Annotated in this window: 17 protein-coding genes; 7 read left to right on the top strand and 10 right to left on the bottom strand. The window is 28.4% G+C overall.

Going from position 1 to position 16,165, the window contains the following annotated elements; translation table 11 throughout:
- Nucleotides 1–169: 169 nt before the first annotated feature.
- From PHEL85_RS13690 to PHEL85_RS13670, 5 genes are all read right to left on the bottom strand, one after another.
- Nucleotides 170–904: a DUF4294 domain-containing protein gene (locus PHEL85_RS13690; protein ID WP_156109220.1), complete on the bottom strand. Its 735-nt coding sequence runs from the start codon at nucleotides 902–904 to the stop codon at nucleotides 170–172.
- A 468-nt stretch (nucleotides 905–1,372) separates the two neighbouring features.
- Nucleotides 1,373–1,867 (bottom strand): hypothetical protein, encoded by a 495-nt coding sequence (locus tag PHEL85_RS13685; RefSeq protein ID WP_036825987.1) that lies wholly within the window; start codon nucleotides 1,865–1,867, stop codon nucleotides 1,373–1,375.
- Between the two features lie 8 nt (nucleotides 1,868–1,875).
- Entirely contained in the window at nucleotides 1,876–3,873 is a 1,998-nt protein-coding gene (gene ligA, locus PHEL85_RS13680; RefSeq protein ID WP_036825985.1) for an NAD-dependent DNA ligase LigA, read from the bottom strand.
- Nucleotides 3,874–4,189: 316 nt separating this feature from the next.
- On the bottom strand, nucleotides 4,190–5,632 hold the full coding sequence (locus PHEL85_RS13675; RefSeq protein ID WP_036825982.1) for a glyceraldehyde-3-phosphate dehydrogenase: 1,443 nt from the start codon (nucleotides 5,630–5,632) through the stop codon (nucleotides 4,190–4,192).
- Between the two features lie 137 nt (nucleotides 5,633–5,769).
- Nucleotides 5,770–7,158 (bottom strand): trypsin-like peptidase domain-containing protein, encoded by a 1,389-nt coding sequence (locus tag PHEL85_RS13670; RefSeq protein WP_036825979.1) that lies wholly within the window; start codon nucleotides 7,156–7,158, stop codon nucleotides 5,770–5,772.
- A gap of 130 nt (nucleotides 7,159–7,288) precedes the next feature.
- Here PHEL85_RS13670 and dapF point away from each other — a divergent pair, with 130 nt between their 5' ends.
- From dapF to PHEL85_RS13640, 6 genes are all read left to right on the top strand, one after another.
- Entirely contained in the window at nucleotides 7,289–8,059 is a 771-nt protein-coding gene (dapF, locus tag PHEL85_RS13665) for a diaminopimelate epimerase (RefSeq protein ID WP_036825975.1), read from the top strand.
- A 71-nt stretch (nucleotides 8,060–8,130) separates the two neighbouring features.
- The gene (locus PHEL85_RS13660; protein WP_235318280.1) at nucleotides 8,131–8,556 is read left to right on the top strand and encodes a GxxExxY protein; all 426 of its coding nucleotides are present in this window, start codon (nucleotides 8,131–8,133) and stop codon (nucleotides 8,554–8,556) included.
- Nucleotides 8,557–8,568: 12 nt separating this feature from the next.
- Complete coding sequence (locus tag PHEL85_RS13655) at nucleotides 8,569–9,090, top strand: GNAT family N-acetyltransferase (RefSeq protein ID WP_036826404.1); 522 nt, start codon at nucleotides 8,569–8,571, stop codon at nucleotides 9,088–9,090.
- A 28-nt stretch (nucleotides 9,091–9,118) separates the two neighbouring features.
- The gene (gene mltG, locus PHEL85_RS13650; protein WP_036825974.1) at nucleotides 9,119–10,147 is read left to right on the top strand and encodes an endolytic transglycosylase MltG; all 1,029 of its coding nucleotides are present in this window, start codon (nucleotides 9,119–9,121) and stop codon (nucleotides 10,145–10,147) included.
- Nucleotides 10,147–11,043 carry a DUF2279 domain-containing protein gene (locus PHEL85_RS13645; RefSeq protein ID WP_036825973.1) on the top strand — a complete coding sequence of 299 codons (897 nt, stop codon included), beginning with the start codon at nucleotides 10,147–10,149 and terminating at the stop codon, nucleotides 11,041–11,043. Before mltG ends, PHEL85_RS13645 begins: the two co-directional genes overlap by 1 nt.
- A gap of 120 nt (nucleotides 11,044–11,163) precedes the next feature.
- Nucleotides 11,164–11,700 carry a peptidoglycan-binding protein LysM gene (locus tag PHEL85_RS13640; RefSeq protein WP_410477253.1) on the top strand — a complete coding sequence of 179 codons (537 nt, stop codon included), beginning with the start codon at nucleotides 11,164–11,166 and terminating at the stop codon, nucleotides 11,698–11,700.
- Here PHEL85_RS13640 and PHEL85_RS13635 read toward each other — a convergent pair whose 3' ends face one another.
- The 3 genes from PHEL85_RS13635 to dnaA all read right to left on the bottom strand — a co-directional run bounded on the left by PHEL85_RS13635 (nucleotide 11,701) and on the right by dnaA (nucleotide 14,373).
- Entirely contained in the window at nucleotides 11,701–12,405 is a 705-nt protein-coding gene (locus PHEL85_RS13635) for an SAM-dependent methyltransferase (RefSeq protein WP_036825970.1), read from the bottom strand.
- A gap of 2 nt (nucleotides 12,406–12,407) precedes the next feature.
- Entirely contained in the window at nucleotides 12,408–12,857 is a 450-nt protein-coding gene (locus PHEL85_RS13630; protein WP_036825968.1) for a low molecular weight protein-tyrosine-phosphatase, read from the bottom strand.
- Between the two features lie 88 nt (nucleotides 12,858–12,945).
- The gene (dnaA, locus tag PHEL85_RS13625) at nucleotides 12,946–14,373 is read right to left on the bottom strand and encodes a chromosomal replication initiator protein DnaA (RefSeq protein WP_036825966.1); all 1,428 of its coding nucleotides are present in this window, start codon (nucleotides 14,371–14,373) and stop codon (nucleotides 12,946–12,948) included.
- A 170-nt stretch (nucleotides 14,374–14,543) separates the two neighbouring features.
- Here dnaA and PHEL85_RS13620 point away from each other — a divergent pair, with 170 nt between their 5' ends.
- A complete protein-coding gene (locus PHEL85_RS13620; protein ID WP_036825963.1) occupies nucleotides 14,544–14,942 on the top strand; it encodes an acyl-CoA thioesterase in 399 nt (132 codons plus the stop codon).
- 20 nt (nucleotides 14,943–14,962) lie between these two features.
- On the opposite strand, the gene PHEL85_RS13615 is transcribed toward PHEL85_RS13620, so the two are convergent.
- Nucleotides 14,963–15,547, bottom strand: coding sequence for a hypothetical protein (locus tag PHEL85_RS13615; protein ID WP_036825961.1), 585 nt, complete (start codon nucleotides 15,545–15,547; stop codon nucleotides 14,963–14,965).
- A 9-nt stretch (nucleotides 15,548–15,556) separates the two neighbouring features.
- The gene (locus tag PHEL85_RS13610; RefSeq protein ID WP_036825958.1) at nucleotides 15,557–16,165 is read right to left on the bottom strand and encodes an IMPACT family protein; all 609 of its coding nucleotides are present in this window, start codon (nucleotides 16,163–16,165) and stop codon (nucleotides 15,557–15,559) included.

The raw sequence follows: 16,165 nt of genomic DNA, 5'->3' as shown, positions 1-16,165 counted from the left end.
AGTATTATGGTGTGAATAAACCTTTTTACAAGCTATTTTGCATAAAAAGATATAGTGGAAAGCCCGACCTTTTTTTTTTGAAATAACATTATTTAATTATGAATACCTTATTATATAATGAAATCCTGAAATGAATACTGAACTAAAAAAAAGGAACACACGAAGAAAACTACTTCTTCTTTTTACGTTTATTCTTTTTTCTAATTTTTGCAAACATTGCTTTGTAAACCTCTACATTAACTTCTGCTTTTCGCTTTGCAATGATTTCATCAAAATCGAAAGTTAACTTTGATGTTTGAGCTTTGAGTTTATCGTCTTGAAAAGCGCGTTGTAAAACATCTTCTATTAAAAAATCCTCATTATCTGATTCTGGATGGTATTCTGTTTTTAATGAAAGCTTAAAAACATTTGCCGTTGTATTATACCAAAAGGCTTTCCAACCACTTCTTAAAACCTTAATGTTTTTAAATGCAGTTTTTCCTGTTTGACGGTGAATCAATTTTATAAGAATGCGCCCCTCTGTAGTTGTCATTTTCTTAATTTGATCTGTAAACTCACCTTCTATGTAGTTTTGAACTAATTTTGTATACGCTCTTCTTTTGCTTTTTGATTGAATTCTTTCTAATCGAACATTTAAAGAATCTAACCTTTTAGAAGCCAATTGTGCATATGGATAGGCTTTGAAAACTTTTCTACGAAACCATAAATAATAACGAATATCGTTTCTAGATTTGAACTTGTGTTTTGGTAATAATGAAAACTCATTAAGGTTTACTGTTAAAGTATCTCCTGGTTTTACAAAAACATAATCGTCTATATTAATAGGTAAAGAATCTACTTCTCTCTTTTGTGAAAAAGTGATACATGAAATTGTTATTATATATATGTAGAGTATTTTTTTCAATTTTTTATTTTATTTACCATATAGGTATAATAGAAAAACATTGTTTTATTGGTTTCTGTAAATGACTATAAATTAAATACCAAAGTATTTTTAGTTTTACCACATAGGCACATTAGAAAAACATAGATTTATTGTTTTATGATTTTAAAAAGCCTAAAATTAATACTTTTTTTTAATCAAACTTACTTCTGAAATCATCATTGAGTTTTAAAATTATTGATTCTATATTATGTGATTCACACTCATTTAATGAATTTAAATTACTAATAGTTTTTAAAGACATTTCAACTCTAGAAATTATTTTACCTGAATTTTCCAAACCAAAAATTGGTATTAAGAAATCAGATGCTTTATAATTTAATTCATCATTGAATTTAAACCATTTATCTTTTATCTTTAATACAGCAATAGAATCATCTTTTTTATTAATTAGAAAACCACTATCAACAATTTCTATGCTTTGTGAAGTTATTTTTTTTTGTTATTATAAAAAGATCTTAATTCTGTTTCTTCTAATAAACTTTTAATTTTCACTTTTATATCACCTTGTAATTTAAACCTCGATTTTTGCTTTAGACTAAAAAAAGGTTTTATCTTTTTTAAAAATGCTATAGACAAATCATCTGATTCTTTATCTTTACTTGAAATAAACATAAAGCTATTAGATTCGTAATTTTTAATTTCAATTTCAGAAAAAAATAAATTAAAAAAAATAAAAGCAATATCATACTCTAACAATTCTATTGATTTCTTTTCTATTCTTACTATTTCAATTTTAGGATTATTTTTTATATCATTAGCAGGTATGTGTCTTGTAATATGAAAATTTATGTAATCACTATTTTTATTAAAGGCTAATGTGAAGTGAGTGTCTTTAGGGATACCTTTAAACCAAAAAGTAATTCTACTTAAATTAAAATCTATAAAAACATAATCTTTAACCGAAACATTAAATTTATCCATAAAAAAAACTAATTTATTTTATCTATAAAATCTTGTTCGGAAATAATTTCTATTCCTAAAGTTTCTGCTTTTGCCAATTTTGATGGCCCCATATTATCACCAGCAACAATAAAAGTTGTCTTTTTAGAAATGGATGAACTGACTTTACCACCATTATCTTCTATTGCTTTCTTCAATTCGTTTCTACTCATTTGATGAAAAACACCTGAAACCACAAATATTTGTCCTTCTAGTTTGTCAGTTTGATTTTCTAAACTTTCTGCGGAAACTTCTAATTGAACTCCGTAAGATTTTAATCGGTTTATTAGTTGAATATTCCCTAAATCGGAAGAAAAATCGAGAATACTCTGCGCTATTCTATCTCCAATTTCATCAACATTTATTAATTCATCAAAAGTTGCAGTCATTAAATTATCAATTGATTTAAAATGCTTAGCCAGTTTTTTAGCTACTGTTTCTCCTACAAAACGGATTCCTAAAGCAAATAATACTTTTTCGAATGGAATTTTTTTTGATTTTTCAATTCCAATAATCATATTTTGAGCAGATTTTTCTGCCATTCTTTCTAATGGAGTTACTTGCTCAACAGTTAAATCATATAAATCTGCATAATTTTGAATTAATCCCTCTTTACGCAATAAATCTACAGTTTCTCCTCCTAAACCATCAATATCCATTGCTTTTCTACTAATAAAATGTTGAATTCGACCCGTTATTTGTGGAGCACATCCAAACTCATTTGGGCAATAATGTTTTGCATCACCTTCTGTTCTTACCAATTCTGTATTACATTCAGGACAATTAGTTGCATAAACTGTAGGTTTTGAATCTGCTGGACGTTTTGTAAAATCTACTGCAATAATTTTAGGAATAATTTCTCCGCCTTTTTCCACAAAAACGGTATCTCCTACTCTAATATCCAATTTTTCTATTTGATCTGCATTATGAAGCGAAGCTCTTTTTACAGTTGTACCTGCTAATTGTACAGGTTCTAAATTTGCAACAGGAGTTATTGCGCCTGTTCTACCAACTTGATATGTGATTTCATTTAAAACTGTTGAAACTTGTTCTGCTTTAAATTTATAAGCAATTGCCCAACGAGGTGCTTTTGCTGTAAAACCTAATTCTTCTTGTTGTTGCAAATTATTGACTTTTACTACAACCCCATCTGTTTCATAAGGTAAATTATGGCGTTTTTTATCCCAAGAAGTTATAAACTCAAAAACATCATCAATTGTTTTTGTAATTTGAAATGTTTCTGGGATTTTAAACCCAACTTTTCTTGCATTATCTAAACTCTCAAAATGTGTTTTGTATTTTCTACTATCTGTAACCAAATGATACAACAAACAGTCTAAAGGACGTTTTGCTACTTCTGAACTATCTTGTAATTTTAAACTTCCACTTGCTGTGTTTCTTGGGTTTTTATATGGCTCTTCTCCAATATCAATACGTTCTTCGTTCATTTTATTAAACCCTTCTAAAGGTAAAATAATTTCTCCTCGTATTTCAAAATCTGAAATAAAGTCTCCTTTTATTATTAAAGGTATTGAACGTATTGTTTTAATGTTTGCAGTTACATCATCGCCTTGGAAACCATCTCCTCTAGTTACAGCTCTTACAAATTGATTATTCTCATACGTAAGGTTTATAGAAGCTCCATCGTATTTAAGTTCGCAAGTATATTCTATGTCTTCTGTTCCTAACATTTTTTGAATGCGTTTTTCCCAATCTAACAAATCTTCTTTAGAATAGGAATTACTTAAAGAATACATTCTGTTTTTATGAGTAACCGTTTCAAAATTTTTGGTAATTTCTCCTCCTACTCTCTGTGTTGGTGAGTTTGCATCAAAAAACTCAGGATTTTCTGCTTCTAGTTTTTCTAATTCTTTTAGCTTGATATCAAAGTCAAAATCTGAAATTGTTGCATTATCTAACACATAATAATTATAATTATGTTGACGTAACTCTTCTCGAATCGATTCTATTTTTTGCTGAATTGTCATTGAATTTGTATACTATTTTCTAAAGAAAAATTTTTATAAAAATAGTAAAACTTAAAGAACTGAAATAGAATTATTACTAAGAAATTGGCAAACTAGTTTAGCCCTGATTGAAACGGCATCCTTTTTATGCTTAACTTGTTTTAGTTTCAGTTAAATTATAAAAATGATTTTGATAAAAGAAGCAGATGCTGAAGTAAATTAAGCATAAAAAGATATAGTGGAAAGCAGGAAATAGCTTCAAAAAAAATAAAACCCAAAACAAATTATTGCTTTGGGTTAATTTAAAATTGCTGCGTGCCTTGCAATAATAAATTTATTAATAATATGTATATCTTCTTACTTTTGCGATATGTTTTGCTAAACGCATTACTTGATGAGAATAGCCATATTCATTATCATACCAAATATAAATTACAATAGTTTCTTTGTCTACAATTGTTGCTTTACTGTCAAAAATTGATGGTGCAGTAGAACCTATAATATCTGAAGAAACCAACTCATTGTCTAAAGAATATTTAATTTGCTCAACCAAATCACCTTCTAAAGCGTATTTTTTTATAATTGAATTGATACTTTCTTTAGAAACTATTGTATTTAACTGCAAATTTAAAATTGCCAAAGATCCATTAGGAACAGGAACTCTAATTGCATTGGAAGTTAATTTACCTTTTAAAGCCGGAATTGCTTTAGAAACTGCTGCACCTGCGCCTGTTTCTGTAATTACCATATTTAAAGCTGCAGCCCTTCCTCTTCTATATTTACTATGCATATTATCTACCAAATTCTGGTCATTTGTGTACGCATGAATCGTTTCTAAATGCCCTTTTTTAATTCCGAAATTGTCTTCTAAAACTTTTAAAACCGGTGTAATTGCATTTGTTGTACAAGAAGCTGCAGAAAAAATATCTACAGAATCTGGGTTGTATTTTTTGTGATTTACACCATGCACAATATTTGGAATACCTTTTCCTGGTGCAGTTAATAAAACTTTACTTGCTCCTTTTGCTTTTAAATGTCTACTTAAAGCAACATCATCTCTAAAAGCACCTGTATTATCAATTATTAAAGCGTCTTTAATTCCGTATTTTGTATAATCTATATCTTCTGGATTATTGGCAGAAATCATATGAACAGTTGTTCCATTTATGATTAAAGCATTATGTTCAGCATCAGTTTCTACAGTTCCTAAAAAATTTCCATGCACAGAATCTATACTTAATAGAGAAGCTCTTTTTTCTAATACAGTTTCATTAATTTCTCCACGAGTTACAATGGCTCTTAAACGCAATTGAGATCCTTTACCCATTTTAGACATGAGTTCTCTAGCCAATAAACGACCAATTCTACCAAATCCATATAAAACAACATCTTTTGGCTGAATGTCTTTTGATTCTGTTGCTCCTTTTAATTTGTTTTTTACAAAAGCTACTTTGTCTGCTCCTTTTTTAGGGTTTAAATGACATTCATAAGCCAATTTTCCGATATCTAATTTTGATGATGGCAAGTCTATTTGTTGAATTGCTTTTGCAATATCTAGCGCATCTTGAATTGAAATGGGTTTGCTAACAAATTCTTTTGCGTAGCTTATTAAATTTAAAACCTCACTTGCTCTTTTATCCACTAAAGGATTTCTAAAAAGGACTAATTCTATTGATTTATCATACCATAAATCGTTAACAATTGTAATAAATTCTACAGTAGCTCTTCTGTTTTGAGCTTGTATTAAAACTTCTTCTTCGTAATTTAAGTTTGTTGACATAGTTGTGTAACTAATTTAAAAATTTGCTGCAAAAGTATTTCTTTTTTCGAATATACGAAATCGATTTCGTTAAATTTTCGTAAATAAAAAAATCCTGATAATTTATCAGGATTTTCAATTATAATATTTATTATTTTCTATCTAAAAGCATAACGCTCTCTTTCTCCTTCTAAATTAATAACTTCTAAATAAATAGGGTTTCCAGAACCAAAAGATGCATCTATTTCTTTAACAGCTTCACTGGCATTTAAAACTGGTTTTTTATTAATTTTAGTAATGATATAACCTTGTTTAACACCATAGTAAATTAAATTTTTATTTTGATTTGTAATTATTTTTGCTCCTCCAGTAATATCAAATTTTTTCATTTCTTTTTTGTCTAAATCTTTTAAAACAACATTTAAACTATTTGAAACATAAGAGTCTTTTTTGCTTAGTTTTACACTTTTGGTTAAAACTTCTCCATCTCTATCTACAGTAATATCTACAAAATCTCCAGGTCTTTTTGCAGTTAATTGTCCTCTTAACTCAGAGAATTTAGAAATCTTAACATTATTCACTTTTTTAATAACATCTCCTGTTTTTAACCCCCCTTTTTCTGCACCACCTTTATCACTTACACCTGCAATTTTTACTCCATCAATATCAGCTTCTCTTTGATCTATATTGATTCCTAAAATTGCTTCTTGTACAGCTCCAAATTCTAATAAATCATCAATTACTTTTTTTGTAATGTTAGAAGGTACAGCAAATGAATACCCAATAAAAGAACCTGTTTTAGATGTAATAGCTGTATTAATACCAACTAATTCGCCACGCGTATTTACCAAAGCTCCTCCACTATTTCCAGGATTTACGGCTGCATCTGTTTGTATAAAAGAATCAATAGCAGAATTCCCTTCCAAATCTCTACCTTTAGCACTTACAATACCTGCAGTTACGGTTGATGTTAAGTTATAAGGATTACCAACAGCCAAAACCCATTCACCTATTTTAATATTGTCTGAATTTGCAAATGGAATATAAGGTAAATCTAAATCTGCATCTATTTTTAACAAAGCAATATCATTGTCTTTATCTGTTCCAATTAATTCAGCTTTATACTTTTGTCTATTATTTAAAGTAATTTCAATTTCTGTAGCAGCATCAATCACATGATTATTGGTAACAATATATCCATCTTGAGAAATTATCACACCACTTCCTGTTCCAACTTGTTCAAATTTTCTGGTCCCATTTCCGTTTCCAAAGAAAATATCCATAGGATTAGATTGTGTTCTAACTGCTGTATTTTTAACATGCACTACTGCATGTATAGTATTTTCTGCAGCTACTGTTAAATCTATAGAGTTAGTAACCGTATTAATTTTATCTAATACAGGGTTGTAATTTGCTGTAACCGTTTTTATTGGTTGGGTAATTGTTCTTTCAACAATAACATTTTCATTAAAAAGAATTTTGTATCCTCCTAATGTTATGGCACCTCCTAAGATTGCCATTCCTAATAAGCTTAAAAATTTCTTCATGTTCTTCATTTTTTAATACTCAAATATACAATATTAACATTTTCAAAAAATCTGTTTAACTTCATTTTAACGGATTTTAACCGGTTTTTAACAATCCTTTTTTACTCATATAATACTTATATTTGCGCTAATGAATTTAGACTTTTATAAATATCAAGGAACAGGAAACGATTTTGTGATGATAGACAACAGATCAAAAACTTTTCCAAAAGAAAACATCGCTATTATTTCTAAACTTTGTGATAGAAATTTTGGTGTTGGTGCTGATGGCGTTATTATAATTGAAAATGATGCTAATTACGATTTTAAAATGATTTACTTTAATGCAGATGGTAGTCAGACTTTCTGCGGAAACGGAGGCAGATGTGCAGTTGCTTTTGCGAAATATTTAGAAATTATTGGTTCTGAAACGAAGTTTATTGCTGTTGATGGAGAACATTTAGCAACGATAGAAAATGGAATTGTTTCATTAAAAATGATAGATGTTGATGAAATTAAAGTTCAAGAAAACTCTGTTTTTGCTTATACAGGCACTCAACATCATGTTGAATTGGTAGACAGTTTAGATGTTTTTCCTGTTTTTGAAAAAGGAAAAGAAATTAGATATTCTTATTGTGAACCTGGAAGTAATGTAAATTTTGTTGAACAAATTGATGATACTACTTTTAGGGTTAGAACCTATGAAAAAGGTGTTGAAAATGAAACTTTAGCTTGTGGAACGGGAGTTACAGCTGTTGCCATTGCAATGCATAAAACTAAAAAAACAGATAGCAACTTAATTTCATTACCTGTAGAAGGTGGAAATTTAGAAGTTTCCTTTACTGAAGAAAATGGTGTTTATACAAATGTATTTTTAAAAGGATCTGCTACTTTTGTTTTTAGTGGAAAAATATCTCTATAATTCTTAAATATTAAATAAATTGACCACGTAGGCACATAGAAATCATAGGTTTTTATATTTTTCACTAAATTGTGAGAAAAACTATAAAAATAACAAAACAATACTTAAATGATATTACTTATTCTTTTTTAGGATGCTGTATAAATGTTCATAAAGAATTAGGACCAGGTTTATTAGAAAGTGTCTATCATCAGTGTTTAATTGAAGAGTTAAAATATGAAGGAATTTCTTTTTTATCAGAACTAGAGGTTCCTATTACGTACAGAAGTAAAAAAATAGAAGCAAAATTAAGAGCAGATTTACTTATTGAAGATTGTTTAGTTGTTGAATTAAAATCCGTAAAAGAAATTCAACCTATATTTGAAGCACAGTTACTAACGTATATGCATTTATTAAAAGCTCGAAAAGGAATTTTAGTAAACTTTAATTGCCTGAATATTTTTAAAGAGGGCCAAAAGACTCTTATAAATGATTTTTTTAGAGAATTACCAAATTAAACTATGATTTCTATGAGCCTATGTGGTCAAAAAATAAACTTGCGCGCTTTAGAACCTGAAGATTTAGATTTTCTATATCAAATAGAAAACAATGAAGCATTTTGGGAAGTAAGTCATACTCAAACTCCGTTTTCTAAATATATTTTGAAACAATATTTAGAAAATACGCATTTAGATATTTTTGAAGCAAAACAATTACGTTTGTTAATTGAAGAAAAATCAACAAAAAAACAAATTGGTATGATTGATTTGTTTGATTTTAACCCTTCTCATAAAAGAGCAGGAATTGGTATTTTAATTCATCCTGATTTTCAACAAAATGGTTTTGCTACTGAAGCATTATCACTTTTAATTAATTATTCTTTTTCTATTTTAGATTTACATCAATTATTTGCAAATATTACTTCAGACAATTCTAAAAGCATTTCACTTTTTACAAAACATAATTTCAAGAAGGTAGGCATCAAAAAAGATTGGATTTTATCCGAAGGAAAATTTAAAGATGAAATTTTATTTCAATTGATAAAAGACTAATTTTGCAATTCTAAAAAATTAAAATACTTTGAGTAAAAAATTTATATACGCAGTTATCGCTACAATTCTTTTAGGTTGTGGAATTATTGGCTACAATTATTATCAAAAAATATTTGGCACTACTATTACAAAAGACAGTGAACTTTTTGTAAAATCTACAGATAATTTAATGGATATTAAAGAAAAATTAGAAAATTTCTCAAAACATCCTAATACATTTTTGTTAGTTGCTGCAAAAAAGAATTTTTCTAAACCTAAACGTGGAAGGTATATTTTAAAACAAGGCATGTCTAACAATGACCTTGTTAACATTTTAAGAAGCGGAAATCAAACTCCTATAAAATTATCCTTTAACAATCAGGATACTTTAGAGAAATTAGCAGGCAGAATTAGTCAACAATTAGAAACAGATTCAGTTTCTCTTTTAAATTCTTTTAAAGACAAGGATTTTTTATCAAAAATCAATTTGACCGAAAAATCTGTTTTACAAATTTTTATACCTAATAGTTATCAGTTTTATTGGACCACTTCTGCTGAAAAGTTTAGAGATAAAATTTTTAGAGAATACAATCGTTTTTGGAATGAAAGCAGATTAACTAAAGCAAAAGCCTTAAATTTATCTAAAAGTGAAGTCATAACTTTAGCTTCAATCGTACAAAAAGAAACTGCCAAAAAAATTGAAAGACCAATTGTTGCAGGTTTGTATTTAAATAGATTAAAAAAAGGTTGGCCTTTACAAGCAGATCCAACAATTATATATTGTATCAAAGAAAAAAAAGGACAAGATTATGTTGTTAAAAGAGTTTTAACGGCAGATTTAGAAATTAAATCTCCTTATAATACTTATAAAAATAGAGGCTTGCCTCCTACTTTAATTGCAATGCCAGATATTTCTGCAATAGATGGTGTTTTAAACGCAGAAAAGCACAATTATTATTATATGTGTGTAAATGTTGATAAATTAGGTTATCATGCTTTTGCTAAATCTTTATCACAACACAATAGAAATGCAGCAAAATATCACCAATGGCTTAATAAACAACGAATAAATAGATAATGATTAGAAAGTATTTTCTTTTAGCTATTACTTTATTTTCTATTTCTGCTTTTACACAAACATCTTCATTTTATAAAAAATCTGATACTTTAAATCCCAAAAGAAGAAATGCAATCGCGATTACAGAAAGTGTAATGGCTGGAGGTGCTTTAATTGCTTTGAATCAACTTTGGTATAAAGATTATCCTCGTTCTGGTTTTCATTTTAAGAATGATAATAATGACTGGAAACAAATGGATAAGATTGGTCATTTTATGACTTCTTATTATGTTGGTAAAGTAGGAATGGAAGTTTTAGATTGGGCAGGAGTTTCTAAGAAAAACCAATTAATTTACGGAGCAACTTATGGTTTTGCTTTTTTAACTGCTGTTGAAGTTTTAGATGGTTTTTCTGATGAATGGGGAGCTTCTCCTGGTGATATTCTTGCAAACGCAGCTGGAACTGGCTTATTAGTTGGACAAGAATTACTATGGAACGAACAAAGAATCACAGTAAAATACTCATTTCATCAAACAGATTTTGCAAAACAAAGACCCAATACTTTAGGAGAAAATTATTTACAACAAGCTTTAAAAGATTATAATGGACAAACTTATTGGCTTTCTGCCAATATTTGGTCTTTTAACAAGAAAAGTAGCTTTCCAAAATGGTTAAATCTTGCTTTAGGTTATGGAGCAGATGGAATGCTTTATGGAAACTCAAACACCGGAAACGCAATGCTACAGAATCCTTACAGACAATTCTACTTGAGTTTAGACCTAGATTTGACAAAAATTAAGACAAATTCGGAATTCTTAAAATCTGTCTTTTCTGTTGTAAACTTCATAAAAATACCTGCACCAACTATAGAATTTAATACTAAAGGTGGTTTAAAATTTCATTATCTGTATTTCTGATAAAATTTAATACATTGGTAATCAGTATATTTAAAAAATGATTATAACTTTGCAGTGCAAAACAGAAAGATTTAATTTATCAAAAAGTTTTTATTTTTAAGTATCGTATTTTTAGGATTTATCAACGCAACTACTATTGATAAAAAAATAGGTACTCATAACAAAGTTACTTTTCCAAAATTCATTGATTATAACATTCCGTATTTACAAAAAGACTTTGTCGGTTTTAAAGAAGCTTTGGCTTTTAAAGAATCTCAAGGAAAATATACAGCTGTAAATACTTTAGGTTATTTAGGAAAATATCAATTTGGAAGAACAACTTTGCAAAGATTTAAAATTTACAACACGCAAGCCTTTTTAAATAATCCAGAATTACAAGAAAAAGCTTTTATCGCTTTATGTAAAGTAAATAAATGGATTTTAAGAAAAGACATTCAGCGTTCTGTTGGTAAAACTATAAACGGTGTAAAAATTACAGAATCAGGAATTTTAGCAGCTGCTCATTTAAGTGGTGCTGGAAACGTTAAAAAATTCTTACGAAGTAATGGTGCAATTCGATTTGCAGATGCTTATGGAGCAACTATTCAATCTTACTTAAAGAAATTTGAAGGTTATGATGTTTCAATTATTAAGGCAAATAGATTCGCAACCGTTTAATTACTTGTGTATAATAAAAATGGCTGGTTTTTTATGTAAATCTGGCTGTTGATGTTTCCAATCTTTTACTGTCATTGTTTTAATGTATTCTGTTGGCAAAGTTATATCTGCAGCAATACATAAGTTAGTTGTTGGTGTTAATGCAGCTTTTAAATCTGCAAACATTTTTTCGTTACGATAAGGTGTTTCTATAAAAATTTGAGATTGATTTTTATCTTTTGATAATTTCTCTAAATCTTTAATCGCTTTTTTTCTATCAGATTTATCAATTGGCAAATATCCATTAAATGCAAAGTTTTGCCCATTCATTCCAGAGCTCATCATTGCCATTATAATAGAACTTGGCCCCACTAAAGGAATCACTCTAATATTGTTTTCGTGTGCAAGTTTAACAATACTTGCGCCAGGATCTGCAATTGCAGGAACCCCAGCTTCAGACAATAAACCAACATTTATTCCTTCTTTACAAACATCTAAATATTTAGCAGTTTCAATCTCTTCAGCATATTTATCTAATAACATTAACTGTAAAGAGGGTTGTGATTTTTTTGGTGAAATTTTTTTGATAAACCTTCTTGCAGATTTTTCGTTTTCAACAATATAATAATCTATCTCTTCAACTACTTTTTTAACTGATAAAGGCATTACTTCTAAAGGTTCAGTTTCACCTAAAGTAGTGGGAATTAAATAGAGTTTACCAATCATTTTTATAATTTTTTAGTGATGAAATCGCAAGCTTCATCTAACATTTTATATACATTCTCAAATCCTTGATTTCCTCCATAATATGGATCTGGAACACTTAAGTTCTCATTAGGATTTGATTCATTTAAAATCATTTTTACTTTTTGAATATCTTCTTCATCTCTTGCTAACAAAAGTATATTTTGATAATTATTTTCATCCATTGCATAAATAATATCAAAAATATCAAAATCCCTAACTTCAAATATCCTAGCTCTTTGCTTATTAATATTTAAACCATATTTAGCTGCAACATCAATAGAACGTTCGTCTGGCTTTTTACCAATATGATAAGCAGCAGTTCCTGCAGAATCCACAAAAACAGTTTCAGAATCAACTTTAGACTGTAATATTCCTTCTGCTAAGGGAGAACGACAAATATTCCCTAAACAGACCATCAATACTTTTTTCATAAAATAATTTTGTTAAAAATAAGAAACTATTCTTCTCTTAAAAAGTTTAAGTGTGTAAAATCAATAAGTTTTCTGAAAAATGTAGTTTCTAGAAAGTCAACTTTTTTGTTAAATCGTCAACGTACTTTCTAAACTGTTTGTCAGTTTCTGTTAAGTTGTCTACAGTTTTACAAGCGTGTAACACAGTTGCATGATCTCTTTGACCAATTTGATTACCAATACTTGCTAATGAAGTTTTAGTTAATCTTTTAGCAAAAAACATAGCCAATTGTCTTGCTTGCACAATATGACGTTTACGAGTTTTAGATTGTAAAGTTGCCACATCCATATCAAAATATTTAGATACTTCTTTCTGAATGTAATCTATAGAAACTTCTTTCTTCGTATTTTTTACAAACTTATCTACAATCTGTTTTGCTAGTTCTATAGAAAATTCTCTTCTGTTAAAAGAAGCTTGGGCAATCATCGAAATAATAACACCTTCTAATTCTCTAACGTTAGATTTTATATTCTTAGCAATATATTCTACAATTTCTTCTGGCATTTCTACACCATCTCTGTACAATTTGTTTTGCAAGATAGAAATTCTAGTTTCGTAATCTGGTGCTTGTAACTCAGCAGATAATCCCCATTTAAAACGAGATAATAAACGTTGTTCTATATCTTGCATGTCTACAGGCGCTTTATCCGAAGTTAAAATTACCTGTTTTCCATTTTGATGTAAATGGTTAAAAATATGGAAGAATACATCTTGTGTACCAGCTTTACCTGATAAGAATTGAACATCATCAATAATTAACACATCAATCATTTGATAAAAATGAATAAAATCATTTCTAGTATTCGATTTTACTGAATCTATAAACTGTTGTGTAAATTTTTCTGAAGAAATATATAAAACTGTTTTGTCTGGATATTTATCTTTGATATCAACACCAATAGCGTGTGCTAAATGTGTTTTACCTAAACCTACTCCACCATAAACTAATAGTGGATTAAAAGAGGTTCCTCCAGGCTTATTAGCAACTGCCATACCTGCAGAACGTGCTAACCTATTAGAATCTCCTTCAATAAAGTTTACAAAACTATAATTAGGATTTAATTGAGATTCAATTTTTACTTTTTGTAATCCTGGAATTACAAACGGATTTCTTAATTCTCTTTTATTAGATTCTAAAGGAATTGTAACTCTTTGAGGTTTTAAAGGATCTCTATTAGAACTAGGTATTTTAACAATTTGCGGTCTGTTACTGCTATAATTGTTTTCCATTTTCACATCGTAAATCAATTTGGCATCATTTCCTAATTGTCTTACTAATGCAACACGTAATAATTTAATATAGTGTTCTTCTAACCATTCATAAAAAAATTTACTTGGCACCTGAATTGTTAATGCTTCTCCTGAAAGTTTTACTGGCTTTATTGGTTCGAACCAAGTTTTAAAAGCTTGTGGTTTGATATTGTCCTTTATAAAAGACAAACATTCATTCCAAACTGAGTCAGCAGTTACAGTCATTAATTTAAGTGAATTATTAGGTTAATATATTAGGTTAAAAATGGACTTTCTATTCCTTTTTTTAAAGCTATACAAAAGTGTGAATAAAAAACAGGATAAAAAAATCAATTTGCTATTGATTATTAATTATTTTTTACGTAAAATACCATAAATCTAATTGTTCACTACTATTGAAAAATTCATCAACAAAAACTAGAATTCGATATTCAGAAACCGATCAAATGGGCGTTGTCTATCATGGAAATTACGCTCAATTTTTCGAATTAGGACGTACAGAATGGTTACGTTCTTTAGGAGTCACATACAAAGATATGGAAATCAGCGGAATAATGCTTCCTGTTATTTCTTTAAATTGTAATTTTATAAAATCAGCCTTATATGATGACGTTTTAACGATTAAAACAATTCTTAAAAAAAAGCCTATGGTTAAAATTGAGTTTGATTATGAAATTGTAAACCAAAATGATGAATTAATTTGTACAGGAAATACAACTTTGGCTTTTATGAATAGTAAAACAATGAAACCAACACGTTGTCCTGATTATTTATTGAAAAGTTTAGGGTATTAATTAACAAAACTCCCCTTTTATCAACTTTTAAATTTTTGAATATAAGCTTCTGTTTCATTTTTCAATTCAACAAAATCATATTCAAAATCAGATTCCCATTGAATTTCATTCACAGAAAAACCATCGAAACATTCTGTAGGAATCATATTAAAGGCTTTTAATGTGATAAAAAAACGCTCTAAACCTCCAAAAGGAAAATTACCTGTAGAAAATTCTATAATTCCATTTGTAGCATTTATTTCAAGGTGATTAAAATCTACTTCGAAACCAAATTCTAAGTAATTAAATATTGATAATACTTTTTGGGTTCCTAATTGTCCTAATTTGTCATTATCAATTTTAAGATATTTTTTTAAAAATGAAGTTGCATACTCTGGAATCGTATTTTGACATCTCTCTAGTTCTAATGCAACTTTATCAGAAGCTTCATCTATTTTTATAAACGCTTCTTCCATTTCTTTTTGACTCATGCTATTCCAATCAAAATCTGGCTCCTCATTTCCAAAATCAAAATCAGGTTGTCTTACAGCAACTAAATGATTGTACAATTTTTTAAAATCGTTAAATTTTTCGGTTTCATTTATTTTGAATTTGACGTATAACATGTTCTAAGTTTAATCTAAAGCTTTAATTTCTACTTTATATAAGTTCTCAAAAATACTAAAAATTGAATCCGCATCTTTTTTTCGTACAGAAATAATATACTCGCAATTCATTTCTAATTTTTGATTGACAATCTCTAATTGTTTTTCTTTCACAATTCTTTGCACAGCATTCATCATATCATAATTAAAAATTAATTTATACTGAATATTAATTGTTTTTTCTAAAATATCTGATGCTTCTAATGCTAATTGTGCTGAAGTTTTATACGCAGAGATTAAACCGCCAACGCCTAATTTTGTTCCGCCAAAATATCTTACAGAAACTACTAAAACATTGGTAACTTCAAAAGACTGTATTTGACCGTAAATTGGCATTCCTGCAGAATTACTTGGCTCACCATCATCATTTGCTCTAAATCTTGTTTTTTCAATGCCTAATTGATACGCATAACACCAATGGCGAGCAGAATGATGTTTCTTTTTCAAATCATCCAAAAAAGTTTTTACATCATCTTCAGACAAAACAGGAAAAGCATATCCAAAAAATTTACTTCCTTTTTCTTTAAAAAGTGTTTCTTTTGAAGGCTTTTCGATAGTTTTATAAACATCTTCTAACAT

The sequence above is a fragment of the Polaribacter sp. Hel1_85 genome, from assembly GCF_000766795.1.
GTDB lineage: Bacteria > Bacteroidota > Bacteroidia > Flavobacteriales > Flavobacteriaceae > Polaribacter.
The sequence above is the reverse complement of the archived record's forward strand: the minus strand, read 5'-3'. Positions and strand labels throughout refer to the sequence as shown.

Coding starts and splice junctions, on each gene's coding strand:
- PHEL85_RS13685 (WP_036825987.1), bottom strand. CDS start 1,867: ATGGATAAATTTAATGTTTCGGTTAAAGATTATGTTTTTATAGATTTT.
- ligA (WP_036825985.1), bottom strand. CDS start 3,873: ATGACAATTCAGCAAAAAATAGAATCGATTCGAGAAGAGTTACGTCAA.
- PHEL85_RS13675 (WP_036825982.1), bottom strand. CDS start 5,632: ATGTCAACAAACTTAAATTACGAAGAAGAAGTTTTAATACAAGCTCAA.
- PHEL85_RS13670 (WP_036825979.1), bottom strand. CDS start 7,158: ATGAAGAAATTTTTAAGCTTATTAGGAATGGCAATCTTAGGAGGTGCC.
- dapF (WP_036825975.1), top strand. CDS start 7,289: ATGAATTTAGACTTTTATAAATATCAAGGAACAGGAAACGATTTTGTG.
- PHEL85_RS13655 (WP_036826404.1), top strand. CDS start 8,569: ATGAGCCTATGTGGTCAAAAAATAAACTTGCGCGCTTTAGAACCTGAA.
- PHEL85_RS13645 (WP_036825973.1), top strand. CDS start 10,147: ATGATTAGAAAGTATTTTCTTTTAGCTATTACTTTATTTTCTATTTCT.
- PHEL85_RS13635 (WP_036825970.1), bottom strand. CDS start 12,405: ATGATTGGTAAACTCTATTTAATTCCCACTACTTTAGGTGAAACTGAA.
- PHEL85_RS13630 (WP_036825968.1), bottom strand. CDS start 12,857: ATGAAAAAAGTATTGATGGTCTGTTTAGGGAATATTTGTCGTTCTCCC.
- dnaA (WP_036825966.1), bottom strand. CDS start 14,373: ATGACTGTAACTGCTGACTCAGTTTGGAATGAATGTTTGTCTTTTATA.
- PHEL85_RS13615 (WP_036825961.1), bottom strand. CDS start 15,547: ATGTTATACGTCAAATTCAAAATAAATGAAACCGAAAAATTTAACGAT.
- PHEL85_RS13610 (WP_036825958.1), bottom strand. CDS start 16,165: ATGTTAGAAGATGTTTATAAAACTATCGAAAAGCCTTCAAAAGAAACA.